Origin of the sequence: Exiguobacterium sp. s36, from assembly GCF_018618345.1 — a bacterium.
Lineage (GTDB): Bacteria > Bacillota > Bacilli > Exiguobacteriales > Exiguobacteriaceae > Exiguobacterium > Exiguobacterium chiriqhucha.
The window spans coordinates 114112-133270 of sequence record NZ_JACSLW010000004.1 but is presented as its reverse complement, the minus strand read 5'-3'; the positions used below and the strand labels follow the sequence as shown (position 1 = coordinate 133270).

Genomic DNA, 19159 nt, shown 5'->3' with positions numbered 1-19159 from the left:
GCGATGTTTCGTAAACTAGTGATTTTATTGCTCGCAATCGGCATGTATGCGGCCTGGAAATTTGAAGTGCCGAACGTGTCGGCGCCGACGAGCATTCAAGTGAAGTCGACGGAAGTGGCGGAGGAGCAGCAAGAACGCTCGACCGACGCCCCGCGCTTCACGAGCCAATATGCCGGGCACGACTGGTACTTGCTCGAGAAGAGCGGCGACCGCAGCCTCGAGTTGATTGATGCCGACGGGTCGAAGCAAGGCCAGTATCAGTTCGAGACGGGCAGCATCTTTGAAGGGCTCATCGTGGGCGAGACGACACGACAACAAATCGAAAAAATCGGCTTCGATGAGGTCAAATCGTATAATAAGGGACTGAAGCGCTATTTGATTCCGGACGACCCGTCGTTCAACGTCTATGCGATTGATGATGACTACGTGACGCTGTTCTTCGATCAGCATGACGACGACAAGCTGAAAGCCGTGCTCACCGTCGACCGGGACGTCGAGGAATCGAGTGAGGGCTATTACGGTGACGTGTCGGAAGACAATCTCGTCGCGAACGAACAGTTGATGCGAATGCTCATGAACTGGGACCGCCAGAAGTTCGGACTGTCGGCGCTCGCCGATTACGAGCCGCTATTACCGGTCGTCCGCGCCCATAGTGAGAACATGGCCCGGAACAACTTCTTCAGCCATACGGATCCCGAAGGCCGCGATCCGTTCGAGCGGATGAACGAGGCCGGAATCGCTTACTCCCTTGCCGGCGAGAACTTGGCGATGGGGCAGATGAGCGTGTTCCATGCCCACTGGGGACTGATGAACTCGCTCGGCCACCGGGAGAACATCTTAAAAGATGGCTTCACGCACGTGTCGGTCGGCCTCGTCTACAATGAGGAGTCGAGCCCGTTCTATACGATCAATTTCATCACACCACGCTAATAAAAAAGGATGGCCTGCCGGATTGCGGCGGACCATCCTTTGACTTATAACAGGCGTTTGACGGCCGTCTCGATCTCGTCCGGCGTCGTCTGCGGCGAGAACCGCTCGATGACATTGCCGTTCCGATCGACGAGGAACTTCGTGAAGTTCCACTTGATTGTCTTCGAGCCGAGCAGGCCGGGTGCTTCTTTCGATAAGTATTGGAAGAGCGGGTGGGCGTCTTTGCCGTTCACGTCTACTTTGGCGAACATCGGGAACGTCACGCCGTAGTTCAATTGACAGAACTCGCTGATTTCCTCGTTCGACCCCGGGTCTTGATTGCCGAACTGGTTGCATGGGAAGCCGAGGATATGGAACCCTTGGCCCTGATAACGTTCATATAATTTCTCGAGCCCGTCGAGTTGCGGGGTGAAGCCGCACTTGCTCGCCGTGTTGACGATTAATAGGACGTCACCTTCGTATTTGGATAGCGGTTGGAGCTTGCCGCTCATGTCGGCTGCTTCATATTGATAGATCATGTTGATTCCCCCTTTTTTCTTTTCATTATACCAATCGCGATTTCAAGACACGACTTTGAATCGGTCGTTCGCAATCAAATTGTCATGAAATGATGAAGTCGTTGTTACAATGAAACGTGATGGACGGCGTATAATGAGACTCGTTGTAGAAAGGAAAGGTGTCATGTACATATTGAAAAATGAATTTATATGGATCGGTTTGATCCTGATTGGCTTATTCTTCTCGAGCGCGACCCCGTATTCGGACCAAAGCATCGTCTCACCGCTCGAACGCATCAATTGGACGTGGGCCGAACCTGTCCTCTCGACCGTCGACTTCGAGTATGCCGGAGGAGCGGTATCGCTCGAGGCGAAAGGGAGTGCCGGCTTGATTGAGTTCTTGATTCGGAAAGCGGCGCACTTCACCGTCTTCTTCGCACTCGGGGCACTTCTCGTCAAAGCGGTATCGCGTACGCGACTCCATCCTGGGCTGACGCTCTTGTTCGCCTGGGCGCTCGCGAACACGGTCGCCATCTTTGATGAGTTCCATCAAAGTTTGACACCCGAGCGGACGCCGCTCATCCAAGACATCATGCTCGATAGTTTTGGTGCCGCCTGTGGCATTCTATTGATTGGCGGGTTTCTGCTGTTCAAACAAGGACGTCATAAACGGTCACGATCGGGATTCGTGTCTCCATGGTGGTAAAAAAATCGTATAGGTAGTTATTTGAAAAGCGCTTTCATGAAGTGCTTTTCTTTTTGATTTATAACGTTTGTGTGACAAGCAAAATTGCAAAAGCCCTTTATACCCCCATTTTTAAACGGATAAAACCTAAAACAGGTCAATGTAATGGGAATGAAATATAAGTGTAAAATAACTTTAGGTTTAGATTGCTATAATGAGTCTCAGAGCGATATCGAATTTCGCCTATTAATTTATAATTTATGCGATCTATATTATATAGAAATTCAGAGAACTCAGCGGAGGGAAGCACATTGGTTAACTTGAAGAAACTTGCAGCAACCGTCACTTTAGGAGCTCTTCTCATTAGCGGCACGACACCTGGCTATGCAGCGTCACTTACAGACAAGCAGAAAAAGGTGCAACAGCAGCAACAACAGAATAACAGTGAACAGAGCAAAGCGAACGCCTCGATCAAAAAACGTGAACAGGCGATCAGCAAAGAGCAGCAAGAAATCAACAAGTTAGATGCTGAACTCCAAGACGTCATCAATGACGTCGCGCAAAAGAAAGCTGAGATTCGTGCAACACAACAAAAAATTGCAGCCCTTCAAAAGCAGATTAAACAATATGAAGCAAAAATGAAGGCGCAAGAAGAGCTCATGAAAGAGCGCATGGCCACGATGCAAAAAAATGGCGGCGGCTCGATCGACTGGGCAGAGTTCATCTTCGGATCGAAAGACTTCGGTGACTTGCTCACACGCATGATCACGGCTGGTACGATTCAAGAGAACGACAAACAAATCTTCGAAGAGTATCAAGCGACGAAAGAAAAATTGGCTGCAGCGCAAGCTGAGTTGAAAGCCGAGCGCGATGCTCTCGTGAAACAAAAAGAAGAACTCGAACAACGTCAAAAGACGCTCAACAAGAAAATGAAAGAGCGCGCAGCGAAGATTAAGAAACTCAACGCTGAGAAAGTGAAGTTCGAATCGAAATTGATGAGCCTCCAAGAAATGGAGTCAACACTCAAAGCGCAAGAGAAAGCCATCAAGGCTGAAATGGAAGCACAACGTCGTGCGGCTGAAGAAGCGAAACGTGCGGCAGCGGCAGCAGCGGCTGCGAAGAAAAAACAAGCGACAAACACTGGCGCTAGCGCGATTAGCACACCGACAGCGTCGGCAGCGGCATCTTCTGTACCGGCAAGCGGCGGCATGTTCCAACGTCCGGCAAACGGTCGTCTCTCACAAGGATGGGGCGCGGCGAGTGGTGCGAACGGTTACTCGTTCCACAACGGACTTGATATCGCAGCACCGGTCGGCACACCGATCAACGCAGCACAAACAGGTACGGTCACGACAGCTGGATGGGGTGGCGCTTACGGGAACCACGTCATCATCACGCACGTCTTGAACGGTCAAGTTTGGACGACGGTATACGCACACATGAGCTCGGTATCAGTATCGGCCGGCCAACGTGTGACACAAGGTCAACACATCGGCGGCATGGGTAGCACAGGGAACTCGACTGGCTCACACTTGCACTTCGAAATCCACCGTGGTGGTTACTCGTACTCATCTTCGAGCGCGGGCAGCACGGTCAACCCAGCTTCATTCTTCTAAGCCTATACAAAAAGTGATCGACGAACGCGTCGATCACTTTTTTGTTGCCTTGTACGCGATAAAGGTCAGCAGGGCGGCGCCGATGACGCTCAGCCAGAGCGTGTCCCAGTTCGGGTCGTCGAGCATGCTCCGGCCGCCGAGAAACACCATATAGCCGAGCACGGCGAGTGTGACGACCGTCAAGGCGGTCAACCGTACCCGGCGCGGGATGCGGAGCCACCAACCGAATAATCTGTTCATCAAAAATCGCCTCCACCTACAGTATAGGGGAGGCGCATCAAATCAGCTAGGCAATCGAATCCACGCAGAAGTGAAGATTCTTTCATAACCGACTTCTTTATAAATCTTGTTCGATGTCGGGTTGCTCAAATCCGTATAGAGCGTACAATATTGTTTCGACGTCAAGAGCTCCCGGCTCAGCTCGGCGACGAGCGAGCGGGCATAGCCGCGCTTGCGCAACGCTTTTGGCGTGTAGACAAACGAGACAGTGACGCCGTTCGCGGTCTCGCGCGATTTCTTCGCGCACGAGACGACCTTGCCGTCGACTTCCCAGACGTACACTTCTTGATTCTCGAGCATCGTCGCAATTTTTTGTGTCGCGTTTGCCTTCGACGAGACCGGTAAACCGGTATCCTTTTCGAACGCGTTATACGCCTTCACGAGGAATGCCTCATCGTCCTCGGTAGCCCGTCGCATCGACCCTTCCGACAGCGGAATGTCGTTGACACGATCAAGACGATATAGGCCTTGCTCCATGAAGACTTTCGGCTCTCGCGCCGTCAGGATGTACCAGAGCGTGTAGAAATTCATCGCTAGATCAGCTTGCGAGACGACCTCGGTGAATGGGATATCACCATTTAATAGTTCAGGCACGAGCAGACGAAGGACGTCATCCTCTCGCTCATACTTCACGAGCACATAGTTGAGCGGATGGGGCGGAGTCACTTGCAGGATCGCGAGCACATCACCGTCATCTTCGACGGTGAGTTGATGATACGACTCGTATCGGCCTTGTTTGATGGCATCGAGCACGCCAATCATCAAGCTGTTCTCGGCCTCATGTTCGAGCAGGTGGGGCATGACACGTTCTTCAAATCCGGATAGGTCGTTCCAACGAATCAGTTCCATATGAACACCCTTTCATCGTATGTATACGAAACGGGCAAACCTGATGGCTTGCCCGTTTTTTTCATTCTATCAAATTATAGATGAGATTACGCGATTTCTTCGCGTTCTTTTGCGTCATCCAAAATGTTGGTGTTGCGTTTGAAGTAATGAACGATTTTGGCGATGGCGCCGTCTCCCGTGACGTTTGTCGCCGTACCGAAGCTATCTTGTGCCAAGTAGAGGGCGATGACAAGACTGAGCATCGTTTCGCTGAATCCGAGCATCGAACCGAACAAACCGAGCGAGGCCATGACGGCTCCACCTGGTACGCCTGGTGCTGCGATCATCGTGACGCCGAGGGCGAGGATGAACGGGAGCACGATGGCGAATGACATCGGCATGCCGTTCAAGTACATGAGGGCGACACCGACCGATGTGAGCGTGATTGTCGACCCTGACAAGTGGATGGTCGCACAGAGCGGCACCACGAAGTTGGCGACGCCTTCGTCCGTGTTGTTCGCTTTCGCCTGACGAAGTGTGACCGGGATTGTCGCCGCTGACGACTGTGTCCCGATGGCTGTGAAGTAAGCCGGCATCATCGTCTTCAAGAGACGAAGTGGGTTCTCTTTGTTGAGAGCACCTGCGACTGAGTATTGAATCAAGAGCATCGTCAAGTGAAGGACGATGATCGTGACGAAGACGAGCGAGAACACCGAGAGAATCTCAGCGACTTGTCCGGCGTACGTCATGTTCATGAAAATTCCGGCGATGTGAATCGGTAATAGTGGAATGATGACTTTGCTGATGAGTAGTTCAATGATATCGCGGAAATCCATGGCCAAATCGAGCGAGCGCTTGCTTTCGATGGCGGCAATCCCGATGCCGATGACGAAGGCGAGAATGAGCGCCGTCATGACGCCGAATACCGGTGGAATCTCGAACTCCATGAAGCTTTTCAAAAGAGCTTCTTCCGGGTTTTCAGCAGAGGCCGTACTGCGTGACAAGATTTGCGGGAACAAGTTGCTCGTCGTGAAGTAGGCGAGCGTCCCGGCAACGACTGTTGATACGTAAGCGATGGCGGCCGTCAAACCGACCAATTTCCCAGCGCCTTTTCCAAGTTCCCCGATTCCTGGAATGATGAAAGCGAGAATGATTAGTGGGATGGCGAAGCCTAAGAACTGCCCAAAGACTGCGTTGAACGTGACAAACGTCCGGACAATCCAGTTCTGGCTTTCTGGTACGATGCTACCGAGTAGAATCCCGAATGCGATAGCGATGATGATGCGACCTAGAAGGCCAATACGTAATTTCAAATAAATCATCCTCTCTTAATGTTTGAATTGTTGCTATTTTCGCACATTTAGCGACGTGTTGCCACCCTATCTTTCATTTTTCAACAAAGATTGACGTTTGACAACTTTGAAATAGGGTATCACAAAATGTTGGAGTGGAAAAGGGAGGGACCTTCTTCTTTTCCTAATATACAAACGATGTTATGATTAATTTTGAATAGACGTAAAGGAGGGGTGACGCGTGCAGGTACAACGAACAACGATTCATATCGCGGGTCAGGACTATACGATCGTCAGCGAAGAGCCGGCCGATCATGTGAGGGAAGTGGGCTTTCTGGTCGATAGCAAGATCCGTGAGATTCGTGAACAGTCCCCTCATCTAGACGCTCGTCAGGCAGCGGTGCTCGCCGCTATCCAAATCGCGAGTGATCACGTCAAAACTAAACGAAATACGGGAGAATAAATCACTTTATGGTTACTCTACTTATACTGTTTTTCTTGTTCATCGGGATCATTAACGGATTCCGTCGCGGGGCGATTTTGCAGCTCGGCCATTGGGTCGCGCTCATCATCAGCTTCCTCGTCGCCAATGCGTACTACCGTGATCTCGCCGAAGCGTTTAAGCTATGGATTCCATACCCGTCGCAACTCGATGGGTCGCTTCCAGAAGGTGTCATCGATTTAAACGCACTGACAGGACTCGAGATGACGTTTTATAACGTCTTCTGGTTCGTCGTCTTGTTCGTCATCACGAAGCTCGTCTTGCATCTCATCCTATCGATGCTCGACTTCTTGACGGACTTGCCGATCTTGCGTCAATTGAAAGGAATCATCGGAGCGGTCCTTGGCTTCTTCGAGGCGTACGTGATCACGTTCTTCATTTTGTGGGTCATCGCGTTCGTACCGATGGCAAGCGTCCAGAGCGCCGTCGACAACTCGTCGCTCGCGACGTACATCATTCAAGACACGCCATATCTCTCTGAATGGTTCTCGAATAAGATGTTGTAACACGACAGGCCGGAATGCAAGCTAGTGCTTGTGTCTCGGCCTTTTCTGTATGGAAAAGGGGGAAGCACGATGAATAAAGTTGAAGCGATGATGCTGCTAGAAAAGATCGCGCAATACATGGAGATTAAAGGGGAGAACCCGTTCAAAATCAACGCCTTCCGCAAAGCCGCGACGGCGCTCGAGAACACCGAACTCGAACTCGAGGACATCGAGGATTTGACGACAATCTCCGGGATCGGCAAAGGGACGGCCGCCGTCCTCGAAGAGTGGCGGGACACGGGCCGCAGTGAAGTGCTCGAGTCACTCCAAGAAGAGATTCCATATGGCCTGATGAAACTGCTCAAAATCCAAGGGCTCGGCGGCAAGAAACTCGCCAAGCTCCGCGAAGTCGGCGTCGTCGATCTCGAGACGCTGATTACCGTATTAGAGGACGGGACGGCTGCGAGCCTCCCGGGCTTCGGCGCCAAGAGCGTCGAGAAGTTGCTCACGGCGGCACGGAACCTCGAGTCACGTCCGGAGCGTCTCGCATACGCCATGATGCGCCCGGTCGTCGAAGAGATTGAAACGGTGCTCGAAGCTGAACCGCTCGCCTTGCGCCATTCGGTCGGGGGCAGTTTCCGCCGCGCCGAGGAGACGTGTAAAGACCTCGACTTCATCATCGCGACCGAAGAGCCTGTCGCCCTCCGTGACAAGTTGCTCGCTCTCCCGTTCATCAACGAGGTAATCGCGGCCGGAGAGACAAAAGTGTCGCTCGTCCTCGAGCGCGAGGAGATGGTGTCGGTCGACTTCCGCATGGTCGAACCGGGAGCCTTCGCCGCGACGCTCCATCACTTCACCGGCTCGAAAGACCATAACGTACGCATGCGCCAGCTCGCGAAAGCGAAGGGCGAGTCGATTTCTGAGTACGGCGTCGAGACGGCGGACGGCCTTTGGCAACCGGAGACGGAAGCCGAGCTGTTCGAACGCTACGGACTACCGTTCATCCCGCCGGAGCTCCGGGCGGGCAACCTCGAGTTCGAGCACGACCTCTCGAAGCTCGTCACACTCGACGATATCAAGGCCGACGCCCATATGCACACGGTCTGGTCGGACGGGAAGTTGACGGTCGACGAGCTCGTCGCGGCGATGAAAGCGCGCGGCTATGAGTGGATCGCCATCACCGACCACGGTAAATACATGTCGTTCGTCAACGGCTTGACCGAAGAACGGCTCGAGGCGCAAGGGGAAGAGATTCTCGCTGCCGCCAAGAAACACGACATGCACGTCCTGCGCGGTGTCGAGATGGACATCCGCCCGGACGGGACGCTCGACTATGAGCCTGAGTTCTTGGCGACGCTCGACTACGTCGTCGCCTCGATTCACTCGAAGATGGACCAATCCGTCGACGAGATTATGGCTCGGCTCGAGAACGCCTGCCGCTCGCCGTACGTCAACGTCATTGCCCATCCGACCGGGCGCCTCATCGGGCGCCGTGACGGTTATCCGATCGACGAGGAGCGCTTGATCGCCCTCGCGAAAGAGACGGGGACGGCGCTCGAGTTGAACGCGAACCCGAACCGGCTCGATTTGACTGCCTCGACGCTGAAGAAAGCGAAGGCGGCCGGGGTTAAACTGATGATCAACACCGATACGCACCACCCTGATATGATGGAAGATATGGCACTCGGCGTCCTGCACGCCCGGAAAGCCTATCTCGAACCGTCAGACATCATCAACTGCCTCTCGTTCGAGGACGCCAAGGCGTTCATCGACGCGAAGCGACAGAAAGGAACATGCTAGATGGATCACGCGTTACGCGTTTTAGAATATGAAAAACTCCGCCAGCAGCTCGCCGCCCACGCCGCGAGCTCGCTCGGAAAAGAACGGGCGCTCAACATGCAGCCCGACTATACGTACGATCGGGTACTGTCGAACTTGAACGTCACCCGCGAGGCGACCGAGGTCGTCCGACTCCGCGACCGGTTGCCGCTCGGTGGACTGACCGACGTCCGCAGTGAAGTGAAGCGGGCCGCCATCGGCTCGGTCCTCTCGACGAGCGAACTGCTCGCCGTCGCCGCCGTCATGTACAGCGGCCGCCAAGTGAAGAACTTCTTCGAGAAGCTGCACGAGGACAATGAAGACCTCCGCATCCCGCGTCTCGACGAGTATGCCGAGCGCTTGACGAAGCTGATCGAGGTCGAACAGACGATCCGTCACGCCATCGACGACCAAGGCACGGTCCAAGATTCGGCGAGCGACCGTCTCCGTGGCCTCCGGACCCAGCTCCGTAGCTTTGAAGGCAGCGTCCGTTCACGGATTGACAACATCCTCCGCAACAACGCGAAGATGCTGTCGGACGCCATCGTCACGATTCGGAACGACCGCTACGTCGTCCCGGTCAAGATGGAGTACCGCCAAGCGTTCGGCGGGATCGTCCACGACCAATCGGCATCAGGCCAGACGCTCTTCATCGAGCCGCAGGCGATCGTGTCGATCAACAACGAGATTCAAGAAGTCCGCTTGAAAGAGCGCGCCGAGATCGATCGCATCTTGAGCGAACTGTCAGACCTAGTCGGCGGTGTCGCTGATTCGGTCGTGACGAACCTCGACGTGCTCGCCACGCTCGACTTTGTGTTCGCAAAAGTCGCCTACGGGCATCAGCTCAAAGCGACGGAACCGAAACTGAACGATGAACGTGAAATCAAGTTGAAACAGGCGCGTCACCCGTTCATCCCGCAAGATGAGGTCGTGCCGATCACCGTCGAACTCGGCGAGGCGTTCACGTCGCTCGTCATCACCGGACCGAACACCGGCGGGAAGACGGTCACGCTCAAGACGCTCGGATTGCTCCAACTGATGGTGCAGTCAGGTCTGTACGTGCCGGCCGAATTCGGGACGGAGCTATCCGTCTTTGACGCCATCTATGCCGACATCGGTGATGAACAGTCAATCGAGCAGAGCTTGTCGACGTTCAGCTCGCATATGACGAACATCGTCAGCATGCTCGACAAGATCGACTTCATGTCACTCGTCCTATTCGATGAGCTCGGTGCCGGGACCGACCCGCAAGAAGGGGCGGCCCTTGCCATCGCCATCCTTGACGAAGTGAAACGTCGCGGCGCCCGTGTGGCGGCGACGACGCACTACTCGGAACTGAAGGCGTACGCCTATAACCGGGAAGGCGTCATGAACGCCTCGATGGAGTTCGATATCGAATCGCTCAGCCCGACGTACCGCCTATTGATCGGCGTACCGGGGCGTTCGAACGCGTTCGAGATTAGTCGACGTCTCGGCTTATCTGAACAGGTCATCGACAAGGCGCGAAGCCATGTCGGCACCGACGCCGAGTCGGTCGAATCGATGATCAATGAGCTCGAGGCGGCCAAGCATCGCGCCGAGCAGCTCGAGAAAGAATTGATTGTCAAACGCCACGACCTCGAAACTGAACAGGCTGCGTTCGAAGCGAAGCTGACCGATTTCGAGCGTGAGCGCGACACGATGTACGGCGAAGCCGAGGCTCGTGCCGAAAAGGCCGTCGAACAAGCGAAGCGCCAAGCGAACGAAGTCATCGACCGCTTGAAGAAGCTTCGTGAAGAAGGCATCGTCAAAGAGCACGAGATCATCGCCGCGAAGAAACAGCTTGAATCGGCGAAACCGACGCTCCAAGATAAAAAGATTCAAAAAGTGAAACAAAAAGCGCAACAGAAACGTACGTTCAGTAAAGGCGAAGAAGTGAAAGTGACGACGTTCAACCAAAAGGGCTATATCGTGAAGCAATTGAACGATAACGAGTACAACGTCCAAGTCGGGATTATGAAAGTGAACGTCAAAGCGGACGACCTTCAAAAGATCGGGCCTTCGAAAGAGCAGTCGCTCCAGTCGAAAGGCAGCTCGCTCAAGCGTCAGAGCTCGACGAAGTCGGAGCTCGACTTGCGCGGTGTTCGGGTCGAAGAAGGACTTTCCCGCCTCGACAAATATATCGACGAGGCACTCGTGTCGGGGTACGACAACGTTCGCATCATCCACGGTCTTGGGACCGGGGCGATGCGCCAAGCGACGCAGGAGTATCTTAAAGGACATCGTCACGTGAAGAGTCAGCGCCCCGGGGGGATGGGGGAAGGCGGACTCGGTGTCACGGTCGTCGAACTGAAGTGAGGGGAACATGGTAATGGGGAATGTGAACGTCAACGTATTGCTTGAATCGCTCGGCTTATATTCAATCGCCGGACTCATGATTGTCGTCGGTCTCGCCATCTTTGAGGTGACGACGCCGTACAGCAATTGGCGCGAGATTCAAAAAGGAAACATCGCCGTCGCACTCGCGACCGGCGGAAAAATCGTCGGTCTCGCCAACATCTTCCGCGTCGTCGAGAGCCACCACGACCAGACGATGGATGTGTTGGTCGGCGGGAGCTTCGGTTTCGTGCTCTTGTTGGTGACGTATTGGCTATTCGAATTTTTGACGCCGTCGCTCAAAGTGAACGAGGAGATCGGGAAAGGGAACATCGCCGTCGGACTGATGGCGTTCCTGCTCTCGATTGGGGTCTCGCTCGTCGTCGGCGCGGCGTTGGTGAGGTGAAGACATGGTATATGAGAGACTAGCGAAGATTCTCTTCATCGGGGCCGGCCTGTTTTTAGTGGCAGCGGCACTGTGGTTTATCTTTTATTAACTCGAAGCAAGGAGCGTCCGAGATGGGCGCTCCGTTTTTGATTTTATGAGTAGGATTTTAGATAATCGATTTCTGAAAATGAAATATTTTACCAATTCTTCTTATAGAAGATTTATACTGATAGTGTAAGACTCAATAATGAATATAGCCGATATAGATGATGAGTATTAAATCAAAACGGAAGAGGTGTCGGGATTGTCGAGTGGATCAGATTTGTTTGAAGTGTTGATTACGAACACGGTGAAATTGCCGGGTGTAAAAGTGGACCGAAAAGAGTTTTTAGCGAAAAGTTTCAGTAAGCATGTCCCGCCTGTGCTACTCGCTGAAATCGTCGAGAAGGGACCAATCGAAGCGAATGTTTCACCGGCGTTGATTCGCAAAGTCGCGAAGAAGAATATTATGAACCAAACGATGAAAAGCTCTACGGCATCGTTTGCGGCTGGATTACCGGGTGGAATTGCACTCGCAGCTACTATTCCAGCTGACACGGCTCAATTTTTCGGGGTCGCGCTGAGGTTAGCGCAAGAAATTGGGTATTTGCACGGCTACGAGGATTTCTGGGATGAAGATGAATTGGACGTCGAACGGGTGAATGGGGACTTGATTCTCTTCTTAGGGGTTATGTTCGGAGTCGGTGGTGCGACGGCGACGATTAAAGTGTTATCGTCACAGTTGTCGAAGCAGGCATTGAAGCAATTGCCGAATAAAGCACTTATGAAGACATTTTACTATCCAATCATTAAAAAGGTGTCTAGCTTAATTGGGGTAAAGATGACGCGAAATACGTTTGCGAAAAGCGTGTCTAAGTTCATTCCGATTGCGGGAGGAGTCATTTCGGGAGGACTCACATATTCGACAATGTCACAAATGGGAAATCGGTTGTTGGAAGCACTTGAGGAAAGTGTCGATGTGTCATATGAAGAGCTTGTCTCAAGCTACAAAGAAATGAAACGTGTAAACCCTGATATCATCGATGCCGACTTTATCATCTTAGAAGAGAATGCTTAAACCAAATGAATAGCGACCGTGATTTCGATTTATCTGATATCACAGGTTCTTTATTTTATTTATGCTCACAAAGAAAGGCGTGTTCAGTATTCTTTCTTGTAGCATACGATATTTTTTCACTTAGGGAATATTGTTTTATAGTCGGTTTCTGAGAATCGTATTGCCGAAGTGTTGAATTTTCTTACAAATCTCAATCACCTTTCAATTATAATCATCCTAGTCAATGAGTATGTATGGTGTTATGCTTTGCGAGACTATATCAAGATTGCTAGGGGGATTCGTGAATGGCGATTGATTTAGATTTTTTGATGACGACGGAAGACTATGTGCTCGAGACGGAGTCGTTCCAGATGAAGGGCGTCACCTATTACCCACTCGAGTGGACGTTTTTCGGGGCAAGTGACCCGACGTTGTTGCTGACGTGGGCCTCAGAACGGGACCGAATCAGCATCCGTTTCGAGCAATATGCGGTGTTTCTCGGTACACTTGAAGAACACGGGATTCCGGAGGAAGGGTTAGCGAACGGGCATCCCATCGTGAAATTGAAAACCTCTCTTTTGAGTAAGTTCGCCAAGGAATGGATGGGGACGGACCGAGTCAATACAGACCGAGGCGAACTATCGCATTATGTCATTCGCACGATTGAGCAAGAGTTTCACGTCTTGGCATACGAAGATCCGACCGTGCTCGACTTGGGGAAAGTCGGGGATACGGGCGTCATCATCGAGGTCGTGGACGAGGCATAAACGAAGGAGAAGAAGCGAGTGTACAAATCGAGCGTTCATCCCTGCACCTTTCTCTACTTTCAATCCTCATATGGTAAAATGTATGAAGACGAAGAGAGAAACATAACCTTTCAATGCATAGGATGTGCGCAGAAAGGGATCGGGTGGAGGAGTTTTTATGAACACACAATTTGAAGAATTGAAGATGTATGAGAGCTTTGACGAGCTTGCGAACGATGTCCTTGATCTCGCAAATGAAATTTTGCCCGAGCAAATGTTTTATTTGACTGCGTTCACAGACTCGCAACAGGTCATTTTGAAACTGTCCAATCAAAAATCATCGATTCAGATTACGGAAAACATGGTCGTCGATTTGAGCAATTCTGTTTGTAATCGCATTGATTTCGAGAACAATCAACCGTTGCGATATGAAGATATCAAGCGAGACTGTGATGTGGAGGAAGTGGAACGGCTACTCGACGACGTAAACATCCGCTCATATTTAGGTATCCCAATCTCACTGACGAACGGTGAAAAGTTTGGCACGTTGTGTGCCGTCAATGATGAGGCGAGTCTGTTGGATTCGAGGAGTATCGCGTTGCTCCAACGAATCGTCAAGCTGTTCTCGTATTATTTGGAACTAGAACGTTTTGTGTGGCGAGATATGTTGACGGAGCTGTACAATCGACGCTACTTGACGAAGTACTTTGAAGATGGCTCGAATGAGCATGGCGCGCTCTTTTTCCTCGACTTGGACGGATTTAAAAGCGTGAACGATCGGTACGGTCACGACATCGGGGACACCGTCCTGCAAGAAGTGGCGGCAAGGCTTCAAACGATTGTGAACGAACAAGGTGATGCGTTCGCGGTCCGGTTAGGCGGAGATGAGTTCGTGCTCCACTTTTCACAGGCTGCGGGTCGAGACGAATGGGGCCACATCGCGACTCAGATTATCGATGAGTTAAGCAGGTGGGATGAGGGTTACCAAGTCTCGACGAGCATTGGCATCGTCACCTACATACGAGATGAGCGTACGACGTTGGTCACGCTTTTGAAACAAGCGGATGAGGCGCTATATCAAGCAAAATCAGCAGGGAAGCGAACGTTCAAGTTTGTTCACTGAAAGTGCTTCTTGCGGGGATAGACATTTGAAGAAGCGTGATTAAGTTCAGAGGAGGGAAGCGTATCCATAAGTTCGTTTTATCCATATGTCTATTCATCGGCATGACGTCTATTTTAACCGGTTGCGTTGGCACGGTTGAACCGGTTGACGACAGACGAGTCATCCATTTCGATGCCGCTTCCATCCTCTCATCAGCGCGCGACCATCAAGGTAAGATGCTCGCGTTATCAAGTGTGCCAACAGATGTGGTCGCCATATCTGGAGCAGTTAAAGAGTTGCAGAGAATGCAAGCAGACAACGATAGGTTTTTAGTTGAACTGGAGGGTGTGCAACATAAAGATACTTCGGCCGATGAGTATAAAGACCTCTTTATTGAATATCTAGAAGCGGAAAACGTGTATATCGATCAAACCATCGAGGCCTTATACGGTGGGGACACGAGCCGTCCAAGTCGATTCTCGATGGAGTCGCTGTATTCAAGAGCCAACGAAAAAGTGTCAGAATTTCGATATGAGCCAAAATGATGTAAACGCAACGGAGCGCCATCCCAGTGAGGGACGACGCTCCGTTTTTTGCTTTAGGGCACTTCAATTTTAACGGTATACACTTTCGGCATGGCGCCACTTGAAGCATACAAGACGAGCGTTTTCTCTTTCTCTGGAACGAGGAAGACTAAATCGATTTCGGATTTCTCGCCTGCGAAATAACGAAAACCGTTCTTGAACGCTTTTTTATTGTGGTTGACCATATCGACTGGACTATATTTTTTCCCGTCTGACGTGTACATACGGAACCCGTTCGGTCGATAGTCCATAGTGCCGCCATATCCATCATCCTCATGAAAGAGAGAGAGCGGGAGACTGACGAATCGTTTTCCAGCTTCCGGTTCGGTCCCATCCGGTGAGGCGTAGACCGGTTCCCCGACTTGGAATTCACGTTTCTTCATTTGTGGATCCCCGATAAACGTTTGGAACGTACCGAGGTTCATGATTTTTTGAAGATCATCTTCTTTTGGTGTGGTTGCTTTGGCTTCTTTCGGTTTATCTGCTTTTAAATCAGCTTGTTTCGCACCGGTCGTCTGTGCGGTCGGAGCTGGTGTCGTCTTCGCTTCTTCCGTCACCGGTTTCACTTCAGGTGATGTGAAGACGAACAAGCTGATGATGCCGACGACGAGAGCGGTCGCAGTCGTCCCGAGCACAAGACGGAACCGTTTCTCGACTTTCTTCTGGTTAACGACGTGTCCGCCGATAGCTTCAGCCGGTGTGATGCGGACAGCCCGCTCTGCTGGGAGGAGTGCCCCGAGGACACCGGTCACGACCGGGATGAGGATGGTTGCGAACAGGAACGGCAACTCGGACGTCGGGAACTGCTGATACATGATGGTGACGATGATGATAGTCACTGTCACGCCGAGCAGTCCGGCGAAGAAACCGGTCAACGCGCCTTCCGTCAAGACGAGGCGACGAATGGACGTGTTCTGCCAACCGAGCGCTTTCAAGACAGCGAGCTGTGGCTTGCGCTCCGAGACGTTTTGCCACATGATTTCTGTCGTCGTCAGCATCGCGATGAGTAAGGCGACCCCCATGGCGACGTAATGCATTGTCCCGACTTCAAGGGCGACGAACTCGCCGATCCATGTCGTATACAAGACGCCTTGAAGGCGGAATGTGACGAATAGGAAGAAACCGAACAGACTCGTCGGTAAGGCGATGGCGAGAATCGACAACGTCGTCCGCGGCCAATACGTCACGAGCTGGTTCAAACTCATGCCGACGCTCGAGCGAGAGCGGAGCAAACGGCGTCCTTTCGACACCTCACCTGACTGCATCGTCTCATACGGTTTGATTTTCTGCACGAGTCGAATCGGGATGAGCGTCCCGAGCCAGTAAATCAACAGACCGGCGAGTCCAATCAATAAGATGCGGGCAATCGACGTTGAACCGGCTGCCGTCCATAGGAACGTCCCAAGAATCATCCATGAGATGAGCGCGACCATCGAACCGAGAATCGTCGCTTCCAGGAACAACAGCTTCGACAGTTGGCTCGGTCTCCAACCGAGCGACAACAGAATGGCAAACTCTTTCTTCCGGGCGTACAGCATGATGATGTTCGAGCTGAATACGTACAGCATCGCGACGAGGATGACGCTCGCGACGACGCCAGAGAAGCCGAGTTTCGCTTCTTGGAAAATCGTAATCGACGATCCGAGTTTAATCCATGGCTGTTGAATCCAGCCGAGCGCGCTCGAATCTTTGAGTCCAGGCAGATACGTCACGGCATACTGTGGAGACGAGCCGAGCGTGACGTCCGTGATGAGACCCGTTTTGTCTTCAATCTCTTTGGCGACCGCTTGAAGCTTCGCCTCACTCTCTTCGTTTAAGACGTCCACGCCTTTCACGTTGACGCGAATCGCAGAGATGGCTTTGTCGCCGGCGATGGCGAATGCGGCGTCGAGTGTCGTCAACATCGAAGGTGGCTTTGTGAGAAAGCTGTACGGGTTGTTCGTCGGCTTGACGGTCGTCGGTGGGTTGACCGGCTCATCCTTCGAGTTCATGACCCATTCGGCACTGGCCGGGAAATACGTTTCCATCGGTAGTTCCGTCAGCGGGTCTTTTGATAGCTTCAGTTTCGAAGGGTCAAATAATCCGATGTAGTTATATCTCACTTTCGGTGCATCGTTGATGTCTTCCGCGTATAAATTGGACTTGCGATACATACTTTCTTGACCATAAGCTACGCGACCCTCAGCGAGGAACGGCTTGATTTGATACGAGTATGGCCAACGTTTCGGGAACGGGCTCGTCACGCCCTCGTAGACGAGTGGTGATGCCTTCTCCGCAATCCAAGTATATTCCATAGTGAGACGAGGATCTTGTGGCTGCGGTTTCCCTTCTAAAATGTGTTTTGTGATATTGTCGTGCATTTGTTGGGCTGTAAAGTCGTATGAGGCAACTTTCGTCCCTTTCAAACTATCAAGGTATTCCTCTTTCCCTTTATCGAGATACGTTTTGATGAACGCTTCTTGATCGCTTGTATCGACATCGACTTCTTCGATGGTGTAGTTGATCGAGGCGTCGACGTAGTCTTTTGTACTCATCAAAATCGGGATCGTTGTGACTTCTTCATCGTAAGGTTCTGGGACATCCTCTTCATTGAAGTAACGACTGAACTCTGTCGCTTGTACGGCATCATCTAACCCGACGAGTTTCGCTTCGGCGACCGGGTCAATCCCGGCGAGCATAACGTCGCTTCCGTAATCGAGTGGGAATTCTTCGTACAGGGCGGTCGGACCGATTCCGATGTGGGTCGAATCGCCGTTTGGCATCCAGCCGACCCAAAAATAAGCTTTCAGATCTTGGAAGTCGTTGATTTTTTCAATGCCCGTATCGATGAGCGTATTCATCTTGAGTCGATAAAGACCCGCTTTATCAAACGTATGCGTTTGGGTGAACGAGCTCGAATAAGTCGACCCAATCATGGCAATCGGGGCCGCGACATCGATATCTGCGATTTGTTGAATCGTCTCGTATTGCTCGCGCGTGATTCCGCCCTCGAGTCCACTCATATAGTTCGGCTCGAGCAAGTTCAAGTCTTCGGTCACACTGCGGCTGCCTTCCGGACGGACGACGATATGGTACGAGGAGTCCCAACGCTTTTGCAGCTCGTTGACGACCGTACCGTTGTTTGCCTGGGTCACCCCGAGCAAATAGCTGAGCCCGGTACTGACGATGAGCATCCCGACCATGAGCAGGATGAAGCGTTCCTTATTCCGCCACCATGAGTTCCAGATGAACTTAAGCATGATGGACGTCGCTCAAGGCGACGACCTGCCCGTCGCGCATCTCGATTTTTCGGTTCGCCCGGTCGGCGAGCTCCGGGTCGTGCGTGACGAACAAGACGCCGCAGCCGTTGTCCCGGTTCAGACGCGTCAACAGGTCGAAGATGATATCACCTGTATGCGTGTCGAGGTTCCCGGTCGGCTCATCCGCGAGCAGCCACTTCGGACGGTGGATGAGGGCACGGGCGACGGCGACGCGTTGTTGCTGACCGCCGGACAGCTGCGACGGTAGCGAGTTCGCCTTGTCGCTCAAGCCGACTTCTTTTAAGAGTTCAAGGGCACGTTCTTCCCCGTCATAATCGACTTTGCGTCCGAACAGCGGTGCCATGACGTTCTCGAGCGCCGTCAACGTCGGAATCAAGTGGAACTGTTGGAAGATGAAACCGATGTTGTCGAAGCGGAAGTCGGCGAGCTGTTTTGCGGACAAGGTCGAGATCGGTTCACCGTTGAATAAGAGCGTGCCGTCGGTCGGACGGTCGAGCGTGCCAATCAAGCTGAGTAGCGTCGACTTGCCCGAACCGGATGGACCGATGATGGAAATGAAGTCGCCGTGGGCGAAGTGGAGGTTCACATCGTCGAGAGCGAGTGTCGCGACGTCGCCATTGTCAAAGCGTTTCGTCAGGTGTTTGCATTCAAAGGCATAGTCCATTGGAAGCTTCCTCTCTTGGTGGGATAAGATAG

At 52.3% G+C, this 19159-nt stretch carries 18 protein-coding genes; 12 read left to right on the top strand and 6 right to left on the bottom strand.

The features are described 5' to 3' along the window. The first annotated feature begins 3 nt into the window (after positions 1 to 3). Positions 4 to 930 (top strand): CAP domain-containing protein, encoded by a 927-nt coding sequence (locus tag KNP95_RS10375; RefSeq protein ID WP_214837001.1) that lies wholly within the window; start codon positions 4 to 6, stop codon positions 928 to 930. A 44-nt stretch (positions 931 to 974) separates the two neighbouring features. Here KNP95_RS10375 and KNP95_RS10370 read toward each other — a convergent pair whose 3' ends face one another. Further along, complete coding sequence (locus KNP95_RS10370; RefSeq protein ID WP_029595900.1) at positions 975 to 1448, bottom strand: glutathione peroxidase; 474 nt, start codon at positions 1446 to 1448, stop codon at positions 975 to 977. Positions 1449 to 1611: 163 nt separating this feature from the next. Here KNP95_RS10370 and KNP95_RS10365 point away from each other — a divergent pair, with 163 nt between their 5' ends. Further along, positions 1612 to 2133 (top strand): VanZ family protein, encoded by a 522-nt coding sequence (locus tag KNP95_RS10365; protein WP_214836998.1) that lies wholly within the window; start codon positions 1612 to 1614, stop codon positions 2131 to 2133. Between the two features lie 290 nt (positions 2134 to 2423). Further along, complete coding sequence (locus tag KNP95_RS10360; RefSeq protein WP_021066781.1) at positions 2424 to 3728, top strand: murein hydrolase activator EnvC family protein; 1305 nt, start codon at positions 2424 to 2426, stop codon at positions 3726 to 3728. A 33-nt stretch (positions 3729 to 3761) separates the two neighbouring features. Here KNP95_RS10360 and KNP95_RS10355 read toward each other — a convergent pair whose 3' ends face one another. The 3 genes from KNP95_RS10355 to KNP95_RS10345 form a co-directional block, all read right to left on the bottom strand. Then, the gene (locus KNP95_RS10355) at positions 3762 to 3968 is read right to left on the bottom strand and encodes a hypothetical protein (RefSeq protein WP_021066782.1); all 207 of its coding nucleotides are present in this window, start codon (positions 3966 to 3968) and stop codon (positions 3762 to 3764) included. Between the two features lie 42 nt (positions 3969 to 4010). Further along, entirely contained in the window at positions 4011 to 4856 is an 846-nt protein-coding gene (locus KNP95_RS10350) for a GNAT family N-acetyltransferase (protein WP_214836996.1), read from the bottom strand. 86 nt (positions 4857 to 4942) lie between these two features. Then, entirely contained in the window at positions 4943 to 6157 is a 1215-nt protein-coding gene (locus KNP95_RS10345) for a dicarboxylate/amino acid:cation symporter (RefSeq protein ID WP_021066784.1), read from the bottom strand. 211 nt (positions 6158 to 6368) lie between these two features. Here KNP95_RS10345 and zapA point away from each other — a divergent pair, with 211 nt between their 5' ends. The 9 genes from zapA to KNP95_RS10300 all read left to right on the top strand — a co-directional run bounded on the left by zapA (position 6369) and on the right by KNP95_RS10300 (position 15164). After that, entirely contained in the window at positions 6369 to 6590 is a 222-nt protein-coding gene (gene zapA, locus KNP95_RS16080) for a cell division protein ZapA (protein ID WP_021066785.1), read from the top strand. An 8-nt stretch (positions 6591 to 6598) separates the two neighbouring features. After that, complete coding sequence (locus KNP95_RS10335; RefSeq protein WP_021066786.1) at positions 6599 to 7135, top strand: CvpA family protein; 537 nt, start codon at positions 6599 to 6601, stop codon at positions 7133 to 7135. A gap of 69 nt (positions 7136 to 7204) precedes the next feature. Continuing rightward, on the top strand, positions 7205 to 8914 hold the full coding sequence (polX, locus tag KNP95_RS10330) for a DNA polymerase/3'-5' exonuclease PolX (protein ID WP_029595895.1): 1710 nt from the start codon (positions 7205 to 7207) through the stop codon (positions 8912 to 8914). After that, positions 8915 to 11269 carry an endonuclease MutS2 gene (locus KNP95_RS10325; RefSeq protein WP_131471036.1) on the top strand — a complete coding sequence of 785 codons (2355 nt, stop codon included), beginning with the start codon at positions 8915 to 8917 and terminating at the stop codon, positions 11267 to 11269. 7 nt (positions 11270 to 11276) lie between these two features. Next, a complete protein-coding gene (locus KNP95_RS10320) occupies positions 11277 to 11693 on the top strand; it encodes a DUF350 domain-containing protein (RefSeq protein WP_087576464.1) in 417 nt (138 codons plus the stop codon). Between the two features lie 286 nt (positions 11694 to 11979). After that, on the top strand, positions 11980 to 12792 hold the full coding sequence (locus tag KNP95_RS10315; protein ID WP_214836993.1) for a bacteriochlorophyll 4-vinyl reductase: 813 nt from the start codon (positions 11980 to 11982) through the stop codon (positions 12790 to 12792). A 284-nt stretch (positions 12793 to 13076) separates the two neighbouring features. Next, positions 13077 to 13538, top strand: coding sequence for a hypothetical protein (locus KNP95_RS10310; protein WP_214836989.1), 462 nt, complete (start codon positions 13077 to 13079; stop codon positions 13536 to 13538). Between the two features lie 157 nt (positions 13539 to 13695). Beyond that, positions 13696 to 14640, top strand: a complete 945-nt coding sequence (locus tag KNP95_RS16160) for a sensor domain-containing diguanylate cyclase (RefSeq protein WP_214836986.1) — start codon at positions 13696 to 13698, stop codon at positions 14638 to 14640. Positions 14641 to 14675: 35 nt separating this feature from the next. Continuing rightward, complete coding sequence (locus KNP95_RS10300; RefSeq protein ID WP_214836983.1) at positions 14676 to 15164, top strand: hypothetical protein; 489 nt, start codon at positions 14676 to 14678, stop codon at positions 15162 to 15164. Between the two features lie 53 nt (positions 15165 to 15217). Here KNP95_RS10300 and KNP95_RS10295 read toward each other — a convergent pair whose 3' ends face one another. Continuing rightward, entirely contained in the window at positions 15218 to 18442 is a 3225-nt protein-coding gene (locus tag KNP95_RS10295) for an ABC transporter permease (protein ID WP_214836980.1), read from the bottom strand. Continuing rightward, positions 18435 to 19127, bottom strand: a complete 693-nt coding sequence (locus tag KNP95_RS10290) for an ABC transporter ATP-binding protein (protein WP_214836977.1) — start codon at positions 19125 to 19127, stop codon at positions 18435 to 18437. Before KNP95_RS10290 ends, KNP95_RS10295 begins: the two co-directional genes overlap by 8 nt. Between the last annotated feature and the right edge of the window lie 32 nt (positions 19128 to 19159).